We start from the raw sequence: 19,316 nt of genomic DNA on the forward strand, positions 1-19,316 counted from the left end.
CGAGCGCGTGTTCGCCACCGAAGTAGGCGGCGGCGCCGGCCACGGGAACGGCGACGAGCCCCGGCCGCACGACCTCGACACCGACAACGAGCACCGAACGCCACATTGGGGCGTTTGAGAACCCGGGGTCATCGCAGGTCCAGCGCCGCCGCGACCGCCGAGGGGTCCACGGCCAGCGGTTCGACCTCGACGTTGCCCGCCAGGGCCGTCTGCGGGTCCTTCAGGCCGTGACCGGTGACGGTGCAGACGACCTTGGACCCCTTGGGCAGCCTGCCGTCGGCGGCCGTGGCGAGCAGGCCGGCCACGCTGGTGGCCGACGCCGGCTCGACGAACACGCCCTCGCGCCCGGCCAGCAGCCGGTACGCCTCGAGGATCTTCTCGTCGGTGACGGCTTCGAAGAGCCCGCCCGACGCGTCCTTCGCCTTCACGGCGGCGGTCCACGAGGCCGGGCTGCCGATCCGGATCGCGGTGGCGATGGTGTCCGGGTCGCGCACCGGCTCCCCCAGGACGAGCGGCGCCGCGCCGGCCGCCTGGAAGCCGAACATCCGCGGGGTGTTCTTCACCACACCGTCGGTCGCGTACTCCGAATATCCCGCCCAGTAAGCGGTTATGTTCCCCGCGTTACCGACCGGCAGGCAGTGGATGTCCGGCGCTTCGCCGAGCACGTCGCAGATTTCGAAGGCCGCGGTCTTCTGGCCGGCGATGCGCACCGGATTGACCGAGTTGACCAGCGTCACCGGGTAGTCGGCCGCGGTCTTGCGGGCGAGTTCGAGGCAGTCGTCGAAGTTGCCGTCCACCTGCAGGATCCGCGCGCCGTGCAGCACGGCCTGGGCGAGCTTGCCCAGCGCGATCTTGCCCTGCGGCACCAGCACCGCGCAGGTGAGGCCGGCGCGGGCGGCGTAGGCCGCGGCCGAGGCGGACGTATTGCCGGTCGACGCGCAGATCACCGCCTTGAGCCCGCTGGCGAGCGCGTGGGTGATGGCCACGGTCATCCCGCGGTCCTTGAACGAGCCCGTCGGGTTGACGCCCTCGACCTTGAGGTACACCTCGCAGCCGGTCAGCTCGGACAGGTGATGGGCGGCCAGCAGCGGGGTGTTGCCCTCCCCGAGGGTGATCACCCGCGCCCCGTCCGGGACCGGGACGCGATCCCGGTACGCCTCGATGATTCCCGGCCAGGGCTGGTTGATCATGCGTCTTCGCCTTCCACCCGCATCACGCTGACAACTTCGTGGACGACGTCGAGCCGGCCGATTTCCTCCACAGTGGACTGCAGGGCGGCGTCCGGCGCCTGGTGCGTCACCACGACCAGGCTCGCGCGGTCGCCGACGTCGCGCTGCCGCACCGCCGCGATGCTGACGCCCCGCGCGGCGAACGCCTGCGCCACCTGGGCGAGCACCCCGGCGCGGTCGGCCACGGAAAGGCTTACGTGGTAGCGGGTCGGGGTCTGGCCCATCGGCCGCACCGGCAGCGCCGCGTGCGCGGATTCGCGCGGCCCGCGGCCGCCGGCCACCCGGTTGCGGGCGACCGCGACCAGGTCGCCGAGCACCGCGCTCGCGGTCGGCGCGCCGCCCGCGCCCTGGCCGTAGAACATCAGCTCGCCCGCGGCGTCGGCCTCGACGTAGACCGCGTTGAACGCGCCGCCGACGCCGGCCAGCTGGTGGCTGCGCGGGATCATCACCGGGTGCACGCGGGCGGAAACCGACTCGACGCCGTCGTCGTCGGTTACTCGCTCACAGATGGCCAGGAGCTTCACCGTGCGGCCGAGCATCCGGGCCGCGGCAAGATCCGCCGCGGTGACGTCGGCGATGCCCTCGCGGTGCACGTCCGAGGCGGTCACCCGGGTGTGGAAGGCGAGTGACGCGAGGATCGCGGCCTTCGACGCGGCGTCGTAGCCGTCGACGTCGGCGGTCGGGTCGGCCTCGGCGTACCCGAGCCGGCTGGCCTCTTCGAGCGTCTCGGCGTAGCCGGCCCCGGTGGAGTCCATCGCGGACAGGATGAAGTTCGTGGTGCCGTTGACGATGCCCATCACGCGCGTGATCCGGTCGCCCGCCATGGATTCCCGCAGCGGGCGCAGCAGCGGGATGGCCCCGGCCACGGCGGCCTCGAAGTACAGGTCGACGCCCGCGGCGTCGGCCGCCTCGAACAGGTCCGCCGAGTACTCGGCCAGCAGCGCCTTGTTCGCGGTGACGACGGACTTGCCCGCCTTCAGCGCGGCGAGCAGCCAGCCGCGGACCGGCTCGATCCCGCCGACCAGCTCGACCACGACGTCGACGTCGTCGGACGTCACGAGCTTCTCGGCGTCGGCGGTCAGCAGCTCCGGCGGCAGCTCGGGATGCTTGTCCGGGCGGCGGACCGCGATGCCGGCAAGCTCGACCGGCGCGCCCGCCCGGGCGGCCAGCTCGCCGGCCTGCTCGGTGAGCAGCCGGGCGACCTCGCCGCCGACGGTCCCGCAGCCGAGCAGGGCGACCCTGATCGGCCCTCGTGCAGTGGCAGAGCCTTCTGGGGCAGACACGGTTATTCAGACCTCCAGGCGCAACATGTCGTCGGTCGTCTCCCGCCGCAGCAGCAGCCGGGCGCTGCCGTTGCGCACGGCGGCCACGGCCGGCCGAGGCTGCCGGTTGTACGTGCTCGCCATCGAGTAGCAGTAGGCGCCGGTCGCCGCGACCGCCAGCAGGTCGCCGGGAGCCAGCGTGTCGGGCAGCCAGCAGTCTCGTACGACGATGTCGCCGGACTCACAGTGTTTTCCCACGACCCGGGACAGCACGGCCTGCGCCGGCTGCTCGTTCTCGCCCGCGGAGCGCGAGACCAGCCGGACGTCGTAGACCGCGTCGTAGAGCGCGGTCCGGATGTTGTCGCTCATCCCGCCGTCGACGCTCACGTACCGGCGCACGGCGTTGTCGCCCAGCGAGACGTCCTTGATGGTGCCGACCTCGTACAGCGTGATCGTGCCGGGACCGGCGATCGCGCGGCCCGGCTCGCCGGCGATGCGCGGCACCGGCAGGCCCGCGTACGCGCACTCCTTGCGGACGATCTCGCGGATCTGCGTGATCATCTGCGCCGGTGGCGGCGGGTTGTCCTTTTCGGTGTAGGCGATGCCGAACCCGCCGCCGAGGTCGACGATGCTCAGCTGGTCGAGCAGCTCGGTGCCGTGCTCCTTGGCCAGGTCCCCGAGCAGCCCGACGACGCGCCGGGCGGCGACCTCGAAGCCGTCGGCGTCGAAGATCTGCGAACCGATGTGGCTGTGCAGGCCGACGAGCTTGAGGGAACGCGCGTTGAGCACCCGGCGGACCGCTTCGGCGGCGTCACCGCCCGCCAGGGAGAACCCGAACTTCTGGTCTTCGTGGGCGGTCGCGATGAACTCGTGGGTGTGCGCCTCGACGCCGACGGTCACCCGGATCAGCACCGCCTGCTCGACGTCGTGCCGCGCCGCGATGTCGGCCAGCCGGGCGATCTCGAAGTACGAGTCGAGCACGATCGTGCCCACCCCGGCGGCGACCGCGGCTTCGAGCTCCGCGGGCGACTTGTTGTTGCCGTGGAAGGTGATCCGCTCGACCGGGAAGTTCGCGCGCTGCGCCACGGCGAGCTCGCCGCCGCTGCAGACGTCCAGGCTCAGCCCCTGCTCGGCCACCCAGCGGGCGATCTCGATCGACAGGAACGCCTTGGACGCGTAGTGCACGAGCGACGGGTCGTCGAACGCCTCGGCGTAGTCCGCGCAGCGCGACTTGAAGTCGGCCTCGTCGACCACGAACAGCGGCGTGCCGTGCTTTTCGGCCAGCTCGCGGACGTCGACGCCGGCGATCCGGACGACGCCGTCGGCGCCACGGAAGGTGTTGCGCGGCCACACCTTCGCGGGCAGCTTGTCGAGTTCCTCGACCCCGGACGGCTGGAGGCCGGAGGTGTCGGCGTGGGTATAGACGTCGGCGTGCCTGGGGCCCGCGGGGTGCGCCATTTCTTACATCCGTTCCGGAGCGGAGACACCGACCAGCGCGAGACCGTTGGCGAGCACCACGCGCGCCGCCTCGCAGAGAGCCACCCGGGCGTAGTTGGCCGGGGTGGCCGCCTCGTCGCCCTTGGGCAGCACGCGGGCCTCGCGGACCGCGTAGAACTTGTGGAGCGCGCCCGCCAGGTCCTCCAGGTAGCGCGCGATCCGGTGCGGCTCGCGCATTTCGGCGGCGCGGCGCACGGTTTCCGGGAACTCCCCGATCGTGCGGATCAGGTCTCCCTCGACCGGCAGCGTCAGCAGGCCCAGGTCGACGTCCTCAGTGGACTTGAGACCGAGGTCCGCGGCCCCGCGCAGCATCGTGCACAGGCGCGCGTGGGCGTACTGGACGTAGTAGACGGGGTTGTCGTTGGAGTGCTTGCGCAGCAGGTCCAGGTCGACGTCCAAAGTGGAGTCGACGGAGTACCGGATCAGCTCGTAGCGGGCCGGGTCGACGCCGACCGCCTCGACCAGGTCCTCCATGGTGATCACGGTGCCCGCGCGCTTGGACATCCGCACCGGCTTGCCTTCGCTGACCAGGTTCACCATCTGGCCGATGAGCACCTCGACCGTGGCCGGGTCGTCGCCGAACGCCGCCGCCGCGGCCTTCAGGCGGGCGATGTAGCCGTGGTGGTCCGCGCCCAGCATGTAGATGCACAGGTCGAAGCCGCGGTTGCGCTTGTCCTTGAAGTAGGCCAGGTCGCCGGCGATGTAGGCCGGGTTGCCGTCCTGCTTGATGACGACGCGGTCCTTGTCGTCGCCGTATTCGGACGACTTCAGCCACCACGCGCCGTCGTTGAAGTACAGGTTCCCGGAGTCCTTCAGCTGCTGGACGGCGGCGTCGACCGCGCCCGACTCGTGCAGCGAGTTCTCGTGGAAGTAGACGTCGAAGTCGGTGCCGAACTCGTGCAGGCTCTGCCGGATCTCGGTGAACATCAGCTCGATGCCGATCCGGCGGAACGTCTCGTGCCGCTCTTCTTCGGGCAGCGAGAGCGCGCTCGGCTCGGCCTTGATGACCTCGGCGGCGATGTCGTTGATGTAGCCGCCCGCGTAGCCGTCCTCCGGCGCCGGGTCGCCCTTCGCGGCGGCGATCAGCGACCGGACGAACCGGTCGATCTGGGCACCGGCGTCGTTGAAGTAGTACTCGCGGGTGACGTCGGCGCCCTGCGCGCCCAGCACCCGGCCCAGCGCGTCGCCGACCGCCGCCCAGCGGGTGCCGCCCAGGTGGATCGGGCCGGTCGGGTTGGCCGAGACGAACTCGAGGTTGATCCGCGTGCCGGCCAGCGCGTCGCCGCGCCCGTACGCCGCGCCGGCGTCGAGCACCTGGCGGACGATGTCGCCCTGCGCGGCCGCGGCGAGGCGGAAGTTGAGGAAGCCGGGTCCCGCGACCTCGGCCGAGGCGACGCCGTCGGCCGCCGAGACCGCCTCGGCCAGCGCCTCGGCGAAGTCCCGCGGCTTCAGCCCGGCCTTCTTGGCCACCTGCAGGGCCAGGTTCGTCGCGTAGTCGCCGTGGTCGGGGTTGCGCGGGCGTTCGATGGTCACCTGCTCCGGCAGCACGGCGTCGTCGATGCCGCGTGCGGCGAGCACCTGCACGGCGGAGCTGCGGACCAGGTCGGCGAGAGCGGCGGGAGTCACTCGCGGAATTCTAGGTGTGCCCAGGTCCGGCGCTCGCAGCGGTCTCGGCCACGTCACGGCCGGTGGGTACGTGAGGTGTTAACGGTGATCAGACGGGTGGCCCCTACACTGGCCGGGGCGGGAATCCGTCCGCAGCCACCAGAGGGAGAACGCGGAAGCCATGGCGAACGGGACAACTCGGAAAAAGGCGTCGGCGGTGAAGGCTGCCCGCGGTTCCGTCGTGAGCAAGAAGGGCACGCCCTGGGGCACGATCGTCGCCGTCGTCGCCATCGTGGCACTGGCCGCTTCGGTGATCATCTACTACATGGTGCAGTCGGCGCCGAAGCGTGCGCAGGCCGACCGCGAGGCCGCCGCCGCGTCGTTCGCGCCGACCGCGTCGGACCCGGACCCCTCGAAGCGCATCCCCGGCGTGGTGACCGCGGACTACAAGGGCAGCGTGCACATCCTCCCGACCGAGCGCGTCGCCTACGACAAGACGCCGCCGTTCGGCGGCCCGCACGACCAGACGTGGGCGACCTGCACCGGCACGGTGTACCCGAACGCGGTCCGCACCGAGAACATGGTGCACGCGCTCGAGCACGGCGCAGTGTGGATCGCCTACAACCCGCAGCAGGTCACCGGCGACGCGCTGAACCTGCTCAGCGTCCGTGCCAAGGGCAAGCCGTACACGATGATGTCGCCCTACCCGGGCCTCGACAAGCCGATCTCGCTGCAGTCCTGGGGCCACCAGCTGAAGGTGGACGACGTCAACGACGCCCGGATCGACGAGTTCATCGCCGCGCTGCGGAGCAACCCGAACGGCGTCTACCCCGAGGTCGGCGCGTCCTGTGACGCGGTGCCCGGCTCGTTCGACCCGGACAACCCGCCGCCGTTCGACCCGTCGAAGCCGGGCCCGGACGCGAAGCCGATGGACTACAAGGGCAGCACCGGCGCCCAGGGCGAGCAGGGCACCGTGCCCCAGCAGCCGTCCAACCCGGCGTCCGCCCCGGCCACGCCGACCAAGTGAGTTCCGAAGCCGGCCTCGACACCGAAGAGGTCCCCGAACAGCCGACCTGGTCCCGCTGGGTGATCATCGGTGGAACCCTCCTCGCGGTGCTGCTCATCGGCGGCGCCGCGGGGATGTTCCTCACCCGGGCCGTCGACGACCCGGGCGCCGCGGGCACGCCGGCCCGGGACTCGGTCGAGGTCGGCTTCGCCCAGGACATGTCGACGCACCACCTGCAGGCGGTCACGATGGCGGGCATCGCCCGTGACCGCACGACCGACCCGGAGGTCAAGCAGCTCGCGTTCGACATCGAACGCACGCAGCTCGAACAGGTCGGCCGCATGAAGGGCTGGCTCATGCTGTGGGACCAGCCGGAGCAGCCGATCGGCGCGCCGATGCGGTGGATGACCGAGCCGATGGCGAGCCACGACGGCATGTCGATGGCCCCGTCGTCGGTGTCCCCCTCCGGCGGCCCGCTGATGCCGGGCATGGCGACCGACACCGAGCTGACCAAGCTGCGTTCCCTGTCGGGGCGGCCGTTCGACGTCTACTTCCTGCAGCTGATGCTCCGCCACCACCAGGGCGGCACGTCGATGGCCCAGTACGCCGCGGCGCATTCGAGCCTGCCGGCGTTGAAGGCCCTGGTGAACAGCATCCTCACTTCGCAGGGCGCGGAGATGGACCAGCTCAAGCTGATGCTCGCGGGCCGGAGCGCCCAGCCGCTGCCCGCTTAGCGCGTCACCAGGAGAGTTCCTGGCAGCGGCGCGCGCAGTGGGGCGCCTCCACCTGCAAGGTCGCGTGCTCGATCGCGTACCGCGAAGCCAGCAGGTTCTGCGCCTCCGTCAACACGTCCGACTGCTTCGCGGGTGGCGCGAGCGTCAGGTGCGCCGAAGCCACCTCCATGCCCGAGGTCAGCGTCCACACGTGCAGGTCGTGGACGTCCGCGACGCCCGGCAGCGCGGCCAGTTCGGCGTTGATCGCGCCGACGTCGACGCCCTGCGGCGCGTGCTGGAAGAGGATGCGCAGCGCCCGCCGGGCCAGCGCCCACGTGCGGGGCAGCACGAACAGCCCGATCGCGACACCGATGATCGGGTCGGCGTAGCGCCAGCCGGTCAGCAGTGTCAGCGCGCCGCTGATCAGGACGCCGACCGAGCCGATCAGGTCGGCCAGCACCTCGAGGTACGCGCCGCGGACGTTGAGGCTCTCCTTCGCGCCCGAGCGCAGCACGGCGAACGACACGAGGTTGGCCGCGAGACCGGCCGTCGCGGCCAGCAGCACGGGCAGGCCGGGCACCGCGGGCGGGTCGCCGATCCGGCCGACGGCCTCGACGAGGACGTACCCCGCGACGCCGAACAGCAGGATCGCGTTGCCGAGGGCGGCCAGCACTTCCGCGCGGTAGAGCCCGAAGGTGCGGCTGACCGTGGGTCCGGTGCGCCGCGCCAGGACGATCGCGATCAGTGCCATGCCGACCCCGACTACGTCGGTGAACATGTGCGCCGCGTCCGAGATCAGGGCCAGCGAACCGGTCGTGAAGCCGACGACGAACTCCAGAACCATGAAGCCGGCGCCGATGCACAGGGCGATGGTCAGGCTGCGCACGTACCGGCCCGACGCGCTCGCCGGCGCGATCGCGTGGCCATGTCCGTGGCCGTGTCCCTGCCCCATGCCGCCTCCGTTCCCGGTTCTCGTCGAGGCCAAACATATAGTCGGATGCGCATATGTACAACTAAGGACGGCCTAAGTTCACCCATCCGAGAAGCTACTCCGCGGGCCCGTGCCGACCAATCCACCAGGCGGGGTTTCCCGCCTGGTGGATTGGTCACGCTTCGACGCCGGCTCGTCTAGCGCACGAGCCGGAAGAAGCCGCGGACCTGCTCGACGAACGACCGCGGCTGCTCGAGAGCCGCGAAGTGCCCGCCCTCGGACAGCTCCTCGAACCAGCGCAGGTCGGTGTAGCGCTGCTCGGCCTGACGCCGCGAAGGCCGCACGATCTCCTTGGGGAACACCGAAACCCCGGCCGGGACATCCACCGTGGACGGGTCACGGTCGGTGTTCTCCCAGTACATCCGCGCCGAGGAGGCGGCCGTCGCCGTGAACCAGTAGACGGAGATGGCGTCGAGGATCTTCTGACGGTCGACGGCGTCCTCGGGGCGTCCCTTGTTGTCCGTCCAGGCCCAGAACTTCTCGGCGATCCAGGCGGCCTGGCCGGCGGGCGAATCGCTCAGGCCGTAGCCGAGGGTCTGCGGCCGGGTGCTCTGCTCGGCGGAGTAGCCGCTGCCGGTCCGCCGGAACTCCTCGAGGTCGGCGAGGGCGCGGCGCTCCGCGGGCGTCGGATCGTCCCGGTCCATCCGCACGGGCGCGAAGTTCACGTGCACGCCGGCGACCCGCCCGGACCGCGCGAGGGCGTTCGTCACGGCGGCGCCCCAGTCGCCACCCTGGGCGCCGTAGCGGTCGTAACCGAGCTGGCGCATGAGCTGGTCCCACAACTCGGCGACGCGCGGGATCTTCAGCGCGGGCTTGTCGCTCCACCCGAACCCGGGCAGCGACGGCGCGACGACGTGGAAGGCGTCGGCGGGATCCCCACCGTGCTTTTCGGGATCGCTGAGCGGCCCGAGGACGTCGAGGAACTCCAGCACGGAGCCGGGCCAGCCGTGGGTCAACACGAGTGGCAGCGCATCGGGATGGGGCGACCGGACGTGCACGAAGTGCACCCCCACCCCGTCAACGGTGGCCCGGAACTGCGGAAAGGCATTGAGCCGGCCGGCGAACCCGAAGTCGTACTCCTCGCCCCAGTCGCGGCAGAGCTCCCGAACGTAGGCGAGCGGAACCCCCTGCGACCAGTCGTCGACGGTCTCGGCCTCGGGCCACCGGGTCCGCCGCAACCGCTCCCGCAGATCGGCGATGTCGGCCTCATCGAGAAACACCTGGAACGGCTCGACCATCTCGTCTCCTTCAGGTGGGGCTTCCACGCTAGCCGATGCCCCGGTGAGTGGATCAAGTTTCTCGCGCTGACCAGCGGGAACTTGAGTGCACCGACCTGCCCGCAGGGGCTGCCGGGGATGCGCTAAGCTTTCGGAGTCGCCCAGCGATGGGCCCTCGTAGCTCAGGGGATAGAGCACTGCCCTCCGGAGGCAGGTGTCGCAGGTTCGAATCCTGCCGAGGGCACCCCTACAGGAGCGGGAAAAACCGCTCCTCACCAGCGCGTTTGCGCTCGAAGCGGTTCTTCCCGAACTCCGGTTGTCTACGGCCGATCACGGCCAACTACGGGTGTCTCTTCCCAATGCGTTCCCATGGGAACGGGCCGGGAGCCCGGCGTCACTCCTCCAGCTTGCTGCGGGGCTTGTGACCGAGGATCTTCTCGATGCGGGCGCGGTTGGCCTCCTCTCCCCCGTCCAGGAACGCGGCGTAGACCTCGTACAGCACACCCACGGAGTGGCCGGCCCACGCGGCCACGGACGCCGGATCGACACCCGCCGCGAGCTGCGTGCTGACCGCGGCGTGGCGCAGGTCGTACGGCCGAGCAGCGAGCGGCGTCTTCTGCTGTTCCTCCGTCAGTACCACCTTGCGCACCGCGCGCCACGCGCGGGTGTAGGTGATCATCGGTATTTCACCGCCTTGCTCCGCCTGGAACAGCTGGCCGTCGGGCCCGTAGCCGTAGCGCGTGATGTGTCGGTGCAGCAGCCGCGTCAGGTCCGGCGGGAACGACACGGTGCGCTCATCGTCGTCGTCCCGGGACTTCAACGGCCGTTCGTCGCGTGGCTTCCCGCTGTCCGTCCACCGGCGACCTGCGTGTGGCTCGGCTTTGTCGAGACGGAACGTGCCCCAGTCGTAGACGTACTCGCCGTCATCGTCATTCCACACCGGATCGGGCAGGGACACGACGTTTCGCTTGTTCAGCGATACCGCCTCCTCGGGCCGCAAACCGGCGTAGTACATGGCGCCGAAGAACGCCTCCAGTCTCGGGCCGCTGCGCGGCAGCGCACCGACGCCGGACAGCAACGCCCGAGCCTGCGTCGGGTTCGGCACCGCTCCCTTGTCAACCTTCCGCTTCCCCTTCGGCATCGCAGTCCACTTCACCGACGACAGCGGATTCGCGTCGATCAGCTTCTTCTCCACCGCGTAGTCCAACGCGCTGAACAGGACACCTCGGGTCTTACGTGCCACACTCGGGGCGAATTTCTGCCCGTCCAGCCGCCTGGTGACCGCCCGTTGCAGGGATCGCAGAACGTCCGGATCGATGGCAGCCCTTACGGGCATTGTGTTGCGCTCCAACCAATTCAATACCTTCCGGACGTCGTCCGGCATCTCGCGGTTGGTGCGGTACTCGGTGTTGTAGCCCCACTGCCGTAGCGCCGACCGAATCACCTTGGCATCCGGCGCTCTCCTGTCCCGCTTCACGAACACCGGCATCACGCGAATCAACGCCTCAGCCGTGGTTTGTCGCGCTGTGGCCGCCGCGTCCAGCCACTTCATGTCGACATAGGCCACAGTGAGCGTGTACCAGCTCATGTCTCCGGTCGGCCGGGTCAGCGACGGTGGCAGTCCGGACACGATGTCAAACGCCTCGCCAGCCCGCTGCGCAGTCAACAGAGACGAACGAAAACCGTCTGCCTGCGTATAGAGCTTGAACGACTCCTTGTAAGTCTCCTTCTCCACCTGCCACGAAACACGGTAGCTGGTGGGTTTGCCGGACGCGTTACGCCGCGTTTCGATGGCCCACACGCGAACCTTGTACGAAGAGGTGATCACGCGGCCTCCTCTCGGGTTTCGAGCCAGCGTTCAAGTTCTGCGCGGCGGATCCGGACGCTGCCGTTCGGCAGCTTGATGCACCTCGGACCGCGGTTCTTCGCGCGCCAGTCGTAGAAAGTTGACTCCGCTACATCCAGCTCCTCGCACACTTCACTGATCTTGAGGAGCTGTCGTGAGCCTGTGAGATTGCGCTGCTGCGCCTTGGCTGCAGACATGGTTGTGGACCTCCGAGCAGAGGTGTGCCCGCACCCCCTGGTGGTGGGTGCGGGCACGAGCGGACGAGGGTTACGGATGTGAGGCGGCAAGGAGGGCTGGCGGGTGGGGTAACTGCGGTAACTGCGGTAACTTGCCTGGTCAGGCGGTTACCGATGGGTGCCGGGGTTACCGATGGATCGGTAACCGGGCGACCGGGCGGTTTGTCCGGTTACCGATCCATCGGTAACCGGATCCGGATCGGTAACCGTCTGACCTGCACGGTTACCGCAGTTACCGCAGTTACCGACACTGTCAGCCTGCGGTGGGCAGGTAGCGGCTCCAGGCGTCGGCGAGGCCGGTCTCACCGGTGGTGGTGTAGCCCTTGACGCTGTCGCCGTCGTACTTGAACGTGGTCGGCTTGACGTCGTAGCGGGCCAGCTCTTTGGCCATCATGCGGGGGTTGAGCGGTTTCCCTTTGATGTCGGTCCAGTCGGATTCCTCCATTTCCAGCAGTTCGGCGATGATGAACGTGGACGGCAACCGGTCGGTGTTGCGTTCGGTGAAGATCCGTCGCAGGTCGGCGAGCAGCTGGATTCCGAAGCTGCCGCCTCGGTTGCTGTTGCTGGCCACGAAGTACGCGCAGGCGGCGCGGGCGGTGGCCGGCCAGTGCTCGCCCGCGGCGTCGGCGATCGCCAGCAGCGGTTCCCAGATTTCGGCCGCCCGGTCGGTGACCCCGTCGGGCATTTCCGGTTCTGCGTCGCCGACCTGGTTGCCGATGCTGGCGACCCAGGCGGCGAGCTTGTCCCGCAGCGGCGCGGCTTGGCGTTCCACGACGCGCTCTTTGAACGGTTCGACGGTTTCGCCGGGGGCGCGGCGGCGCATGTGGAAGGTGATGGCGCGGGTGGTGATGGTGTCGGGCATGTGCCCGGCGATCCCTGCCAGCGCCACCGGGGCGTAGACCTTGAACCGTTCGACTTTCATGGCGCGGGCGTCGCCGACGCAGCGCGGGATGGTGGCCGAGCGCTTGTATCCGGCGTTGAGCATGGCGCGCAGGTCTTCGGTGTTGCCTCCTTTGGCGGGGTTGAAGATGGCGTCCACTTCGTCGAACAGGATGGTGATCGGCCCGTCGGACACCAGCCGGAACAGCGCGGCGGTGGTGGCCGAGAGCGTCATTTCCGCCGACCGGACCAGGAACTGCGCGACTTCCAGCACGCGGGTTTTGCCGCTGCCGGGTTCGGCGGAGTCCAGGATGAGGCGCGGGGTGACGTAGAAGTGTTCGGCGGCGTGGGTGTGGGCGTACCAGAGCGCCAGCGTGGCGGCGCAGTGCTCGGACGGGAACACGTTGAACCGCTGCACGAACGCGGCCACCTTGTCCAGGATCTGCGCCCCGCTCGGAGGCGGTGGCGGCGCGGGCATGTAGGGCATCGGCCGGGCCGGGTCCTGCTCGGCCAGGTCCCGGTCCGGGCTCGCGCCGTTGTCGACGGGGTCGGGGCCGGCCGCGTGCTCGGCCAGCCACGCGGTTTGGCAGTCCTCGGAACAGAAGTCGTCGGAGGGCGACCCGGCCAGCGCCGTCCCGCAGTGTCCGCAGACCGTGCGGGTGTCGCCCTGGGGGTCGGCGATGGCGGCGTCGATGGCCGACAACGCGGTGTCCAGATCAGGCATGACAAAGCTCCCTCGGGTCGTGCGTTCGGGTGGTGCTGTGCGGGTGTCCCCGCACCGGTCACGCCGCGGGCTCCAGCGGTTCACCGGAGGTGGACTGCGCACCTGCGCGGCGGCGGTGGTGGCGTCCGGACGCGGCGATCAGGGCGAAGCGCACCGGTGACGATTCGGATGACGTCCGGGTCTTCACCGATGCGCGGCCGCGGGCGACCCGTGTTCCCAGCGGCCACTGCGGCCGGGCCTGTGCGGGCGTGCTGGCCATGACGTTCCGTGCGTCGTGCGGACCGCACCGATAGACATGATCGATACAGTCGTTGTGATCACCAAGATGGCACGTTAGAATTTGCAATTCGACCAACACCTTTGGAGGGCGACGAGATTGCGCGGGTTCACTCGAATCTTGAAAAGGTCTTTGCCAGTACTCCTAATCTGCAGCGTTGGCGGAATTTATGGGTTACCATCACGCCCTGCAGCTGCGGCCGAGGTCTCAATTGTGCAGACTTCGACTCTTTCGGGATGGACTTACATAGACACAATCTCCGCTAGTAGATGCCAAGAAATCAAGAATTACGCCGAGAATAACGGCGATGGATGGCGGGTCGATTGCAGATGGCATCCTCCGATCGCCGCTGGTTACGTCGAGTATTGGGTTTACGTCTAGGAGCTGTTCTCAGGGTCGTGACTGGCTGACGCTGCGACGGTCAATGCCCCAGATGACGTCGGCGTGCCTTCCGCCTAGGTCTGTCCCAGCTCACACCTAGACCGGCCTAGGCGGCGGGTTCCAGCCGGGTCAGCCCGACGTCGTGCAGGGCTTGCAGGATCTGCCCGGCCTCGCCCATCCCTGCCGCCGACACACCGACCCCACGCCCACCAGCGGTTCACGGGTGAGGTCGATCCCGGCCAGCTGCCAGTACAGCTCTTTGCAGTACACGTAGTCCTCGGGGTGCTGGCCCTGAACGACGGTGATGATGTTCAGGTCCGGGGCGAGCTCACGCAGCTGCGCGACGTTGAGCACGGTGAAGCGCTGATGCAGCCGCACCATCTCCGCTTCGGACAGTCGCCCGTCCGGGTCGAGGAACCGGCGGGTGCCGACGTAGCGCTGCCCGTTGGCCACCCCACCGTTGATGATGATCGACTCGCACATCATGTCCTGCGGCGCGGCCCAGTCGAGCATCCCGATTTCGTCGCGGTAGCGACGCACCCGGTCCACGTATTCCCGCGGCGGGATGGTCCACCGGCCGTGCTGCTTGAGCTGGGTGAAGCCGCCGGAGTCGCACGCCCACCGCGCGACCGCCCGCGGCAGACGCTTGTACACCCGGAGGCGGGTATCGGAGACGAACAGCGGCACACCCGCCCGTTCAAGCCAGCCCGGGGCGGGGGCTCCGAGGTAGAACAGCGGCGTCATGCCACCTTCCCTTCCGTCGTGCTGGTAGAGCACCGCTGCCCCGGCCGCGAAGGACCGGAGGCAGCGGCGGAGCCGGTCACGCCGCTGTGCGGCGGCGACCGGCGGATCGTTCGAGTGAGGCGACCGCGGCACCCACGAGCCATTCGGCGGCGGGCGGGGTAACGCCGTTGCCGAGCTGGCGCACCTTGACGCGTTTGCTGCTGCCGGTGATGACGTAGTCCGGGGTGAAGGCCATAGCGGCCTGGATCTCGCGCACGGACAGCATCCGGAAGGTGCAGTCCTCCGCCGCCGGGGCGCTGTCGGGCCAGCCCACAAGCGACTGATGCCCGGCGGTGGTGAGGGTGCGGGCCGGTTCGGTGACCGGCGTGCACATCTGGCCGGGGTTGCCGCGGGCGGTGTTGTGCCGCACGAGCATGTGGTGGTTGCCCGACGCGCACACCGTCGCCAACGGCTCGGCCACGTGCCGGGCGTCGGAGCCGCCGCCGCGCAGTTCCGCGATGAACGCCAGCCCGGCGGTGTCCACCGTGGTCATCGTCGGCATCGGCCGCCCGGCCGGCCGCGCCTGCCCAGTGCCGTAGTACGGGACCACCAACGCGGTCTCGTGCCGCGCGGTCTGCGTGCGCATCGGGTCCCCGGTGCTGGCCGCGTGCTTGCCCTCGCGCCCTTCCACCGGGACCAGCAGCCCTTCCCACTCGCTGGTGGTGCGGGTGCGGAACGGCTCACCGACCGAGCGAGCGTCCTCGTTGCGGGTGCCGCCGCTGGGCACCAGCAGCGCCCGCGTGTGCGACGTGGTCAGGGTCGCGGTCGGCCAGTCGGTCGGCCACGCCCGCGCGTAGCCGGACCCGGGACGGACGAAGGTGTTGCTGGTGGCCTCGAACGTCATCGGCCGCGCGTAGCGCTCCAGCCCGGCCCGGATGCGCTCCATGGTCTTCTCCGAGAGCGGGGTGTCGCGATCGCCGATGCGCTCCCCGAGCTTGGACCAGTCGATCACCGACGCCGCGGGCGCCACGTACGGCTCGACGACGGTGTTGCGGCACGTGGTGTTCGGGCACCGGTAGAGGTACTGCTGCCGGTACCGGCCGACGTCGCGGCCGGGTTTCCACCACTGCACCGCCGCCACCTCGGCCTCGCACACCGGGCACCACGCCGCTGGCCGGATGTCGAGGTCCGGGGCCGGGTTGCCCTTGCGCCAGAACACCACGTACATCCGGTCCCGGCTCTGCGGTGCGCGCGGGACCGCGATCGCCGGGGCGTGCATCGAGTTGAGCGAGACGACCCAGTGGTCGTAGCCCAGGCAGTCCATCGCGGCCAGCCACGCACGGAAGGGCTCCCATTTCGCCGCGTCCACCACGTTCTCCACGATCACGACGTCGTGGCGGTGCGCCTCGACGAACCGCGGCACGTCCCACATCGTCGCCCGGGACCGCTCGGCCACGTGGTCGGGCACCGGCTCTTCGCCGAAAAGGACGCCCTGATCGCGGTTCTTGGCCTGTCGCTTGCCTTTGGCGATGGAGTGGTTGGTGCACTCCGGGGAAGCCCACAGGATGTCGGTGCGGCGGTAGCGGCGCGGTTCGACCTGGGAGATGTCGGCGCAGTCGTGGTCGCAGCCGGGGAAGTTGGCCTGGTGGGTCTCGATCGCCTGCGGGCTGTGGTTGGCGGCCATCACCAGCTCCACCCCGGGCACGGCGGTGGCCCCGAGCCCGGATCCCCCGGCCCCGCAGAACAAGTCGGTCACGGTGTACATCAGCGGACCTCCACGGTGGTGCGGCGGTCGATCGCCTCGGCCCAGCACGCCGCGGTGGCGGCGACCTGGATCAGCTCCTCGAACAGGTCGGTGACGACGGCTTCGGCGAAGCCCTCGTAGACCTCCTCGCGCAGGATGTGCAGCCAGGTGAGGCGACCTTCGGCGCGGGCGATCTCGGTGGTGAAGCGGGCGGTGTGGGCGGCGTCGGAGGCGCGACGCGACAGCCCGGCCACCTCGACGTCCGGGCCGGTGCCGTCAGGATGGTTCTGCTCGCCCCACAGCGCGTCCTGGCGGGCGCGTTCGGCGGCGATCCGGGTCAGGATGGCGGTGGTGTGCTGGGAGACGATCGGTTGGGTGGTGGTCATGGCGCTGGCTCGCTTTCGGGAGGCGGGCACGGGAAGGGCCGGGCACGCGTGGTGCCCGGCCCTTCCGTGTCCGATGTGGTCAGTGGTACTGGCTGGTGCAGCTGGCACAGATCCAGTGATTGCGCTCGTGGTCGCGCCAGCCGTCGGCGCGGGCGTCACGTTCGATCCCGCTCCGGCCGCCGATCGCGGGTCCAGTGAAGCCGTCCCATCCGTCGGTGAACCAGGCATCCCCGTCACCACACGAGGCAGCCGCACACCGCAGCGCCCAGCCCGGCGAGCTGGCGTCCCGGCGGATCTGCGCATCCTCTCCACCACGCCCGGCCAGCGCGGCGGCATCGGCGTAGGCGCGGAAGGCGCCGGGATCGGGCTTGCCGCCCCGCCAGATCCGCCACATCGGCGGCCAGTCCACCCACGACGTGCGGGCGAACACCAGCGGGCGGCGGCCGTGGCGGGCTTCCTCCAGCTCGACGATCAGTGCGGAGAACGCCTTCTGCGCGCCCGGATCGGACGCGACGACCGCGCCGGGACGGTCCCAGTCGACCCCGGCCCGCGCGTACCACAGCGCTGCCTCGCGGGCGTAGACGATCGGCACGGCCGGGCAGACGCACAGACCGGACGCGGCGTGCACAAGACGCCAGTTCCCGGTGTAGCGCAACGGCTCGCCGGCCACGTGCGGCACCAGCAGCAGCCCGGGAACCGGGGTGGCTTCCCCGGCGACGGTCTGCATGCCCATGGTCAGGGCGAGGGTGACCGGTGTGAGCGTGGTCTGCCCGGCCGGGACCGGGGTGCGCGGGTACCGGCGCCACCGCTCGGGCACGTGCTGGTCGCCGGGCGGGGTGAGGGTGCGGGTCATCACGCGGCCTCGCTTCCGGCCTCGTACAGGCTCCAGCAGTCCTCGCAGTCGCACAGCCGCCCCAGCCCGGTGGCGTCGACCATGCCGGGCTCGATCACGACCAGGTCGGGCTCGGCCTGCGCGAATGGGGTGGCCGCGCGCCAGGTCGGGATGACCTCCGGCGCGCCGGGGTCGACGTCGGCGCAGGCGCAGCGGGCCATGCGGCAGGGCTCGGTGTCGCCCTTGGCTGTCGGGGTGTGGAAGCTGTCCAGGTGCCCGCAGGCGCAGTGGTGGACGATGGCGGCCATCAGGTGGTCCTCCTGTGGTGTCGGTGGAGCAGATACGGCGGCAGGGCCAGGAAGCGCAGGGTGTGCCAGCCCTCGCGGTGCAGGCTCGGCAGCGCGGCGGTGATCGCGGTGTGCATCGCCCACACGACTGGGTCGGGAACCCGCCTCGCCGTGCCGCACACCGCGCAGACCCGTCCGTCGCGGCGGCTGTTGCGGGCCAGCACGGTCAGCAGCGGCGGGCACACCACCAGCCCGGCGGTGACCGCGTCGAACTCCGCGGCGAGGTTGAGCAGGTGTGCGCGGAACCGTGGCAGGTAGTTGGTGACGTCCCACACGACCGTCCCGCCCGCGGCGAGCACCGCGCGGGTCTCGGCGGTCCCGTCGGCGACGGCGGCGGCGTTGGCCGCCGGGTCGGCCGAGCAGCCGCACGGCGAGAGCGCGGCGCGGCGTTCGTCGAGCGAGATCACCGTCGCTTCAGGTGGGGCGTGCCGGTGCCGCCAGGTGGTTTTCCCGGCGCCGGCCGGGCCGATGGTGGCGATCAGGGTTGGGCTCACACGGCCTCCTTTCCTGTGGTGCGGCAGGGTCATGCGGCGCGGCGGGTGCCGTGTCGCGGGGTGATCCGGCGCGGGTTGGCTATCCCGGCGGCCAGGGATGTCTCGATCACGCCGTCGTCCTTGACGGCGGACTCGGGGGTGTTCCAGGTCGCGACCGCGGCCCGCAGCTGCACCCGGGCGTAGGTCTCCTCCAGCACCCCGGCCCCGACCAGCTGGCCGAGGGCGTAGGCGGCGGTCGAGAGGACCTTGTTGCGGCCCTGCTTGTACGGGGTCCGCGCGATCCGGTCGCACTCCTCCCGCACCGCCTTCGCCGCGAACGCGTCTGGCATCGCCACGGCCGTCTCAGCCCGCCCGGAGACGGCCGTGGATCTGCGTTCGACGTTGGCCTGCACGAGCCACCCCGGCAGCGGCACCGGGTCGGTGTCGTCGGACAGCTCGTACGCGCCGTCGTCGCGGACGCTGCCGGGTGCGAGTGCGTAGCCGCCCCAGCCGCGGGTGTCGACGTGCGCAGCGATGTGCCCGACCGTCGAGGCCAGCCGACACCCCGGCGGCACGGCGTACCAAAGCTGACGACCGGTACTGGGGGTCGTGGTGGTCCAGGTCTCCGGCAGCGGCCCACCGCGGCGGCCGGCCAGCTCGGTCAACTCGGCCCACCCGTCCGGGCCGTCCGGCTCGCCGGGCTTGCGGACGTCGCAGTCGACGACATGCAACCCCGACTTGCCCGGGAACACCGCGACGTTGTACGGCACCCGCGCCCACACCCGGGCGATCACCTCCGGGTCGGTGGTGGCCAGTGACTCCGGTGTCACGTGCCCAGTGGCGCACGGCCCGTGTCCCGGGCAGTTCTCCTTGCGGTGCCAGGCGGGCGGCCACTTGCGGCCGGGCTGGATCGGGAACACCGCCCACCCTCTGCCAGCCATCTCCAGC

General features: G+C 70.3%; 18 protein-coding genes and 1 tRNA gene. 3 read left to right on the top strand and 16 right to left on the bottom strand.

The annotated features are described in order from the left end of the window. Nucleotides 1-128: 128 nt before the first annotated feature. From thrC to argS, 4 genes are read right to left on the bottom strand one after another with little or no spacing between them, the layout of a single operon-like run. Entirely contained in the window at nucleotides 129-1,190 is a 1,062-nt protein-coding gene (thrC, locus tag AB0M82_RS45020) for a threonine synthase (protein WP_364735826.1), read from the bottom strand. Beyond that, entirely contained in the window at nucleotides 1,187-2,512 is a 1,326-nt protein-coding gene (locus AB0M82_RS45025; RefSeq protein WP_364735828.1) for a homoserine dehydrogenase, read from the bottom strand. The genes thrC and AB0M82_RS45025 overlap by 4 nt, the downstream gene beginning before the upstream one ends. A 6-nt stretch (nucleotides 2,513-2,518) precedes the next feature. After that, a complete protein-coding gene (gene lysA, locus AB0M82_RS45030; protein WP_364735830.1) occupies nucleotides 2,519-3,949 on the bottom strand; it encodes a diaminopimelate decarboxylase in 1,431 nt (476 codons plus the stop codon). Nucleotides 3,950-3,952: 3 nt separating this feature from the next. Then, a complete protein-coding gene (gene argS / locus AB0M82_RS45035) occupies nucleotides 3,953-5,614 on the bottom strand; it encodes an arginine--tRNA ligase (RefSeq protein WP_364735832.1) in 1,662 nt (553 codons plus the stop codon). 196 nt (nucleotides 5,615-5,810) lie between these two features. Between argS and AB0M82_RS45040 the strand changes: the two genes are divergently transcribed. Both AB0M82_RS45040 and AB0M82_RS45045 read left to right on the top strand, forming a co-directional pair. Next, nucleotides 5,811-6,620, top strand: coding sequence for a DUF3105 domain-containing protein (locus tag AB0M82_RS45040; RefSeq protein WP_364735834.1), 810 nt, complete (start codon nucleotides 5,811-5,813; stop codon nucleotides 6,618-6,620). Continuing rightward, a complete protein-coding gene (locus AB0M82_RS45045; protein WP_364735835.1) occupies nucleotides 6,617-7,333 on the top strand; it encodes a DUF305 domain-containing protein in 717 nt (238 codons plus the stop codon). Before AB0M82_RS45040 ends, AB0M82_RS45045 begins: the two co-directional genes overlap by 4 nt. Before the next feature lie 4 nt (nucleotides 7,334-7,337). Here the strand turns inward: AB0M82_RS45045 and AB0M82_RS45050 are convergent, their stop codons facing one another. Next, entirely contained in the window at nucleotides 7,338-8,264 is a 927-nt protein-coding gene (locus tag AB0M82_RS45050; RefSeq protein WP_364735837.1) for a cation diffusion facilitator family transporter, read from the bottom strand. 176 nt (nucleotides 8,265-8,440) lie between these two features. Further along, a complete protein-coding gene (locus AB0M82_RS45055; protein WP_364735839.1) occupies nucleotides 8,441-9,541 on the bottom strand; it encodes an epoxide hydrolase family protein in 1,101 nt (366 codons plus the stop codon). Between the two features lie 150 nt (nucleotides 9,542-9,691). Here AB0M82_RS45055 and AB0M82_RS45060 point away from each other — a divergent pair. Beyond that, nucleotides 9,692-9,764: transfer RNA gene (locus AB0M82_RS45060), tRNA-Arg, on the top strand. Nucleotides 9,765-9,914: 150 nt separating this feature from the next. Here AB0M82_RS45060 and AB0M82_RS45065 read toward each other — a convergent pair. The 10 genes from AB0M82_RS45065 to AB0M82_RS45110 form a co-directional block, all read right to left on the bottom strand. Further along, on the bottom strand, nucleotides 9,915-11,348 hold the full coding sequence (locus AB0M82_RS45065) for a hypothetical protein (protein ID WP_364735841.1): 1,434 nt from the start codon (nucleotides 11,346-11,348) through the stop codon (nucleotides 9,915-9,917). Continuing rightward, nucleotides 11,345-11,563, bottom strand: a complete 219-nt coding sequence (locus AB0M82_RS45070; protein WP_364735843.1) for a helix-turn-helix domain-containing protein — start codon at nucleotides 11,561-11,563, stop codon at nucleotides 11,345-11,347. The genes AB0M82_RS45065 and AB0M82_RS45070 overlap by 4 nt, the downstream gene beginning before the upstream one ends. Before the next feature lie 292 nt (nucleotides 11,564-11,855). Next, complete coding sequence (locus AB0M82_RS45075; protein WP_364735845.1) at nucleotides 11,856-13,205, bottom strand: DUF3631 domain-containing protein; 1,350 nt, start codon at nucleotides 13,203-13,205, stop codon at nucleotides 11,856-11,858. A gap of 787 nt (nucleotides 13,206-13,992) precedes the next feature. After that, nucleotides 13,993-14,607 (bottom strand): hypothetical protein, encoded by a 615-nt coding sequence (locus tag AB0M82_RS45080; RefSeq protein WP_364735847.1) that lies wholly within the window; start codon nucleotides 14,605-14,607, stop codon nucleotides 13,993-13,995. A gap of 76 nt (nucleotides 14,608-14,683) precedes the next feature. After that, on the bottom strand, nucleotides 14,684-16,351 hold the full coding sequence (locus AB0M82_RS45085; protein WP_364735849.1) for a DNA cytosine methyltransferase: 1,668 nt from the start codon (nucleotides 16,349-16,351) through the stop codon (nucleotides 14,684-14,686). Next, nucleotides 16,351-16,716 carry a hypothetical protein gene (locus AB0M82_RS45090; protein WP_364735851.1) on the bottom strand — a complete coding sequence of 122 codons (366 nt, stop codon included), beginning with the start codon at nucleotides 16,714-16,716 and terminating at the stop codon, nucleotides 16,351-16,353. Before AB0M82_RS45090 ends, AB0M82_RS45085 begins: the two co-directional genes overlap by 1 nt. A gap of 79 nt (nucleotides 16,717-16,795) precedes the next feature. Continuing rightward, complete coding sequence (locus AB0M82_RS45095; RefSeq protein ID WP_364735853.1) at nucleotides 16,796-17,569, bottom strand: hypothetical protein; 774 nt, start codon at nucleotides 17,567-17,569, stop codon at nucleotides 16,796-16,798. Then, complete coding sequence (locus AB0M82_RS45100; protein ID WP_364735854.1) at nucleotides 17,569-17,856, bottom strand: hypothetical protein; 288 nt, start codon at nucleotides 17,854-17,856, stop codon at nucleotides 17,569-17,571. The genes AB0M82_RS45095 and AB0M82_RS45100 overlap by 1 nt, the downstream gene beginning before the upstream one ends. Next, nucleotides 17,856-18,389, bottom strand: a complete 534-nt coding sequence (locus tag AB0M82_RS45105) for an AAA family ATPase (protein ID WP_364735856.1) — start codon at nucleotides 18,387-18,389, stop codon at nucleotides 17,856-17,858. The genes AB0M82_RS45100 and AB0M82_RS45105 overlap by 1 nt, the downstream gene beginning before the upstream one ends. A gap of 29 nt (nucleotides 18,390-18,418) precedes the next feature. Beyond that, nucleotides 18,419-19,315 carry a bifunctional DNA primase/polymerase gene (locus AB0M82_RS45110; protein ID WP_364735858.1) on the bottom strand — a complete coding sequence of 299 codons (897 nt, stop codon included), beginning with the start codon at nucleotides 19,313-19,315 and terminating at the stop codon, nucleotides 18,419-18,421. Nucleotide 19,316: the final 1 nt, after the last annotated feature.

Origin of the sequence: Amycolatopsis sp. NPDC051128 (genome assembly GCF_040682715.1) — a bacterium.
Taxonomy (GTDB): domain Bacteria; phylum Actinomycetota; class Actinomycetes; order Mycobacteriales; family Pseudonocardiaceae; genus Amycolatopsis.

Coding starts and splice junctions, on each gene's coding strand:
- AB0M82_RS45100 (WP_364735854.1), bottom strand. CDS start 17,856: ATGGCCGCCATCGTCCACCACTGCGCCTGCGGGCACCTGGACAGCTTC.
- AB0M82_RS45090 (WP_364735851.1), bottom strand. CDS start 16,716: ATGACCACCACCCAACCGATCGTCTCCCAGCACACCACCGCCATCCTG.
- AB0M82_RS45095 (WP_364735853.1), bottom strand. CDS start 17,569: ATGACCCGCACCCTCACCCCGCCCGGCGACCAGCACGTGCCCGAGCGG.
- lysA (WP_364735830.1), bottom strand. CDS start 3,949: ATGGCGCACCCCGCGGGCCCCAGGCACGCCGACGTCTATACCCACGCC.
- AB0M82_RS45080 (WP_364735847.1), bottom strand. CDS start 14,607: ATGACGCCGCTGTTCTACCTCGGAGCCCCCGCCCCGGGCTGGCTTGAA.
- AB0M82_RS45055 (WP_364735839.1), bottom strand. CDS start 9,541: ATGGTCGAGCCGTTCCAGGTGTTTCTCGATGAGGCCGACATCGCCGAT.
- AB0M82_RS45085 (WP_364735849.1), bottom strand. CDS start 16,351: ATGTACACCGTGACCGACTTGTTCTGCGGGGCCGGGGGATCCGGGCTC.
- AB0M82_RS45070 (WP_364735843.1), bottom strand. CDS start 11,563: ATGTCTGCAGCCAAGGCGCAGCAGCGCAATCTCACAGGCTCACGACAG.
- thrC (WP_364735826.1), bottom strand. CDS start 1,190: ATGATCAACCAGCCCTGGCCGGGAATCATCGAGGCGTACCGGGATCGC.
- AB0M82_RS45075 (WP_364735845.1), bottom strand. CDS start 13,205: ATGCCTGATCTGGACACCGCGTTGTCGGCCATCGACGCCGCCATCGCC.
- AB0M82_RS45050 (WP_364735837.1), bottom strand. CDS start 8,264: ATGGGGCAGGGACACGGCCACGGACATGGCCACGCGATCGCGCCGGCG.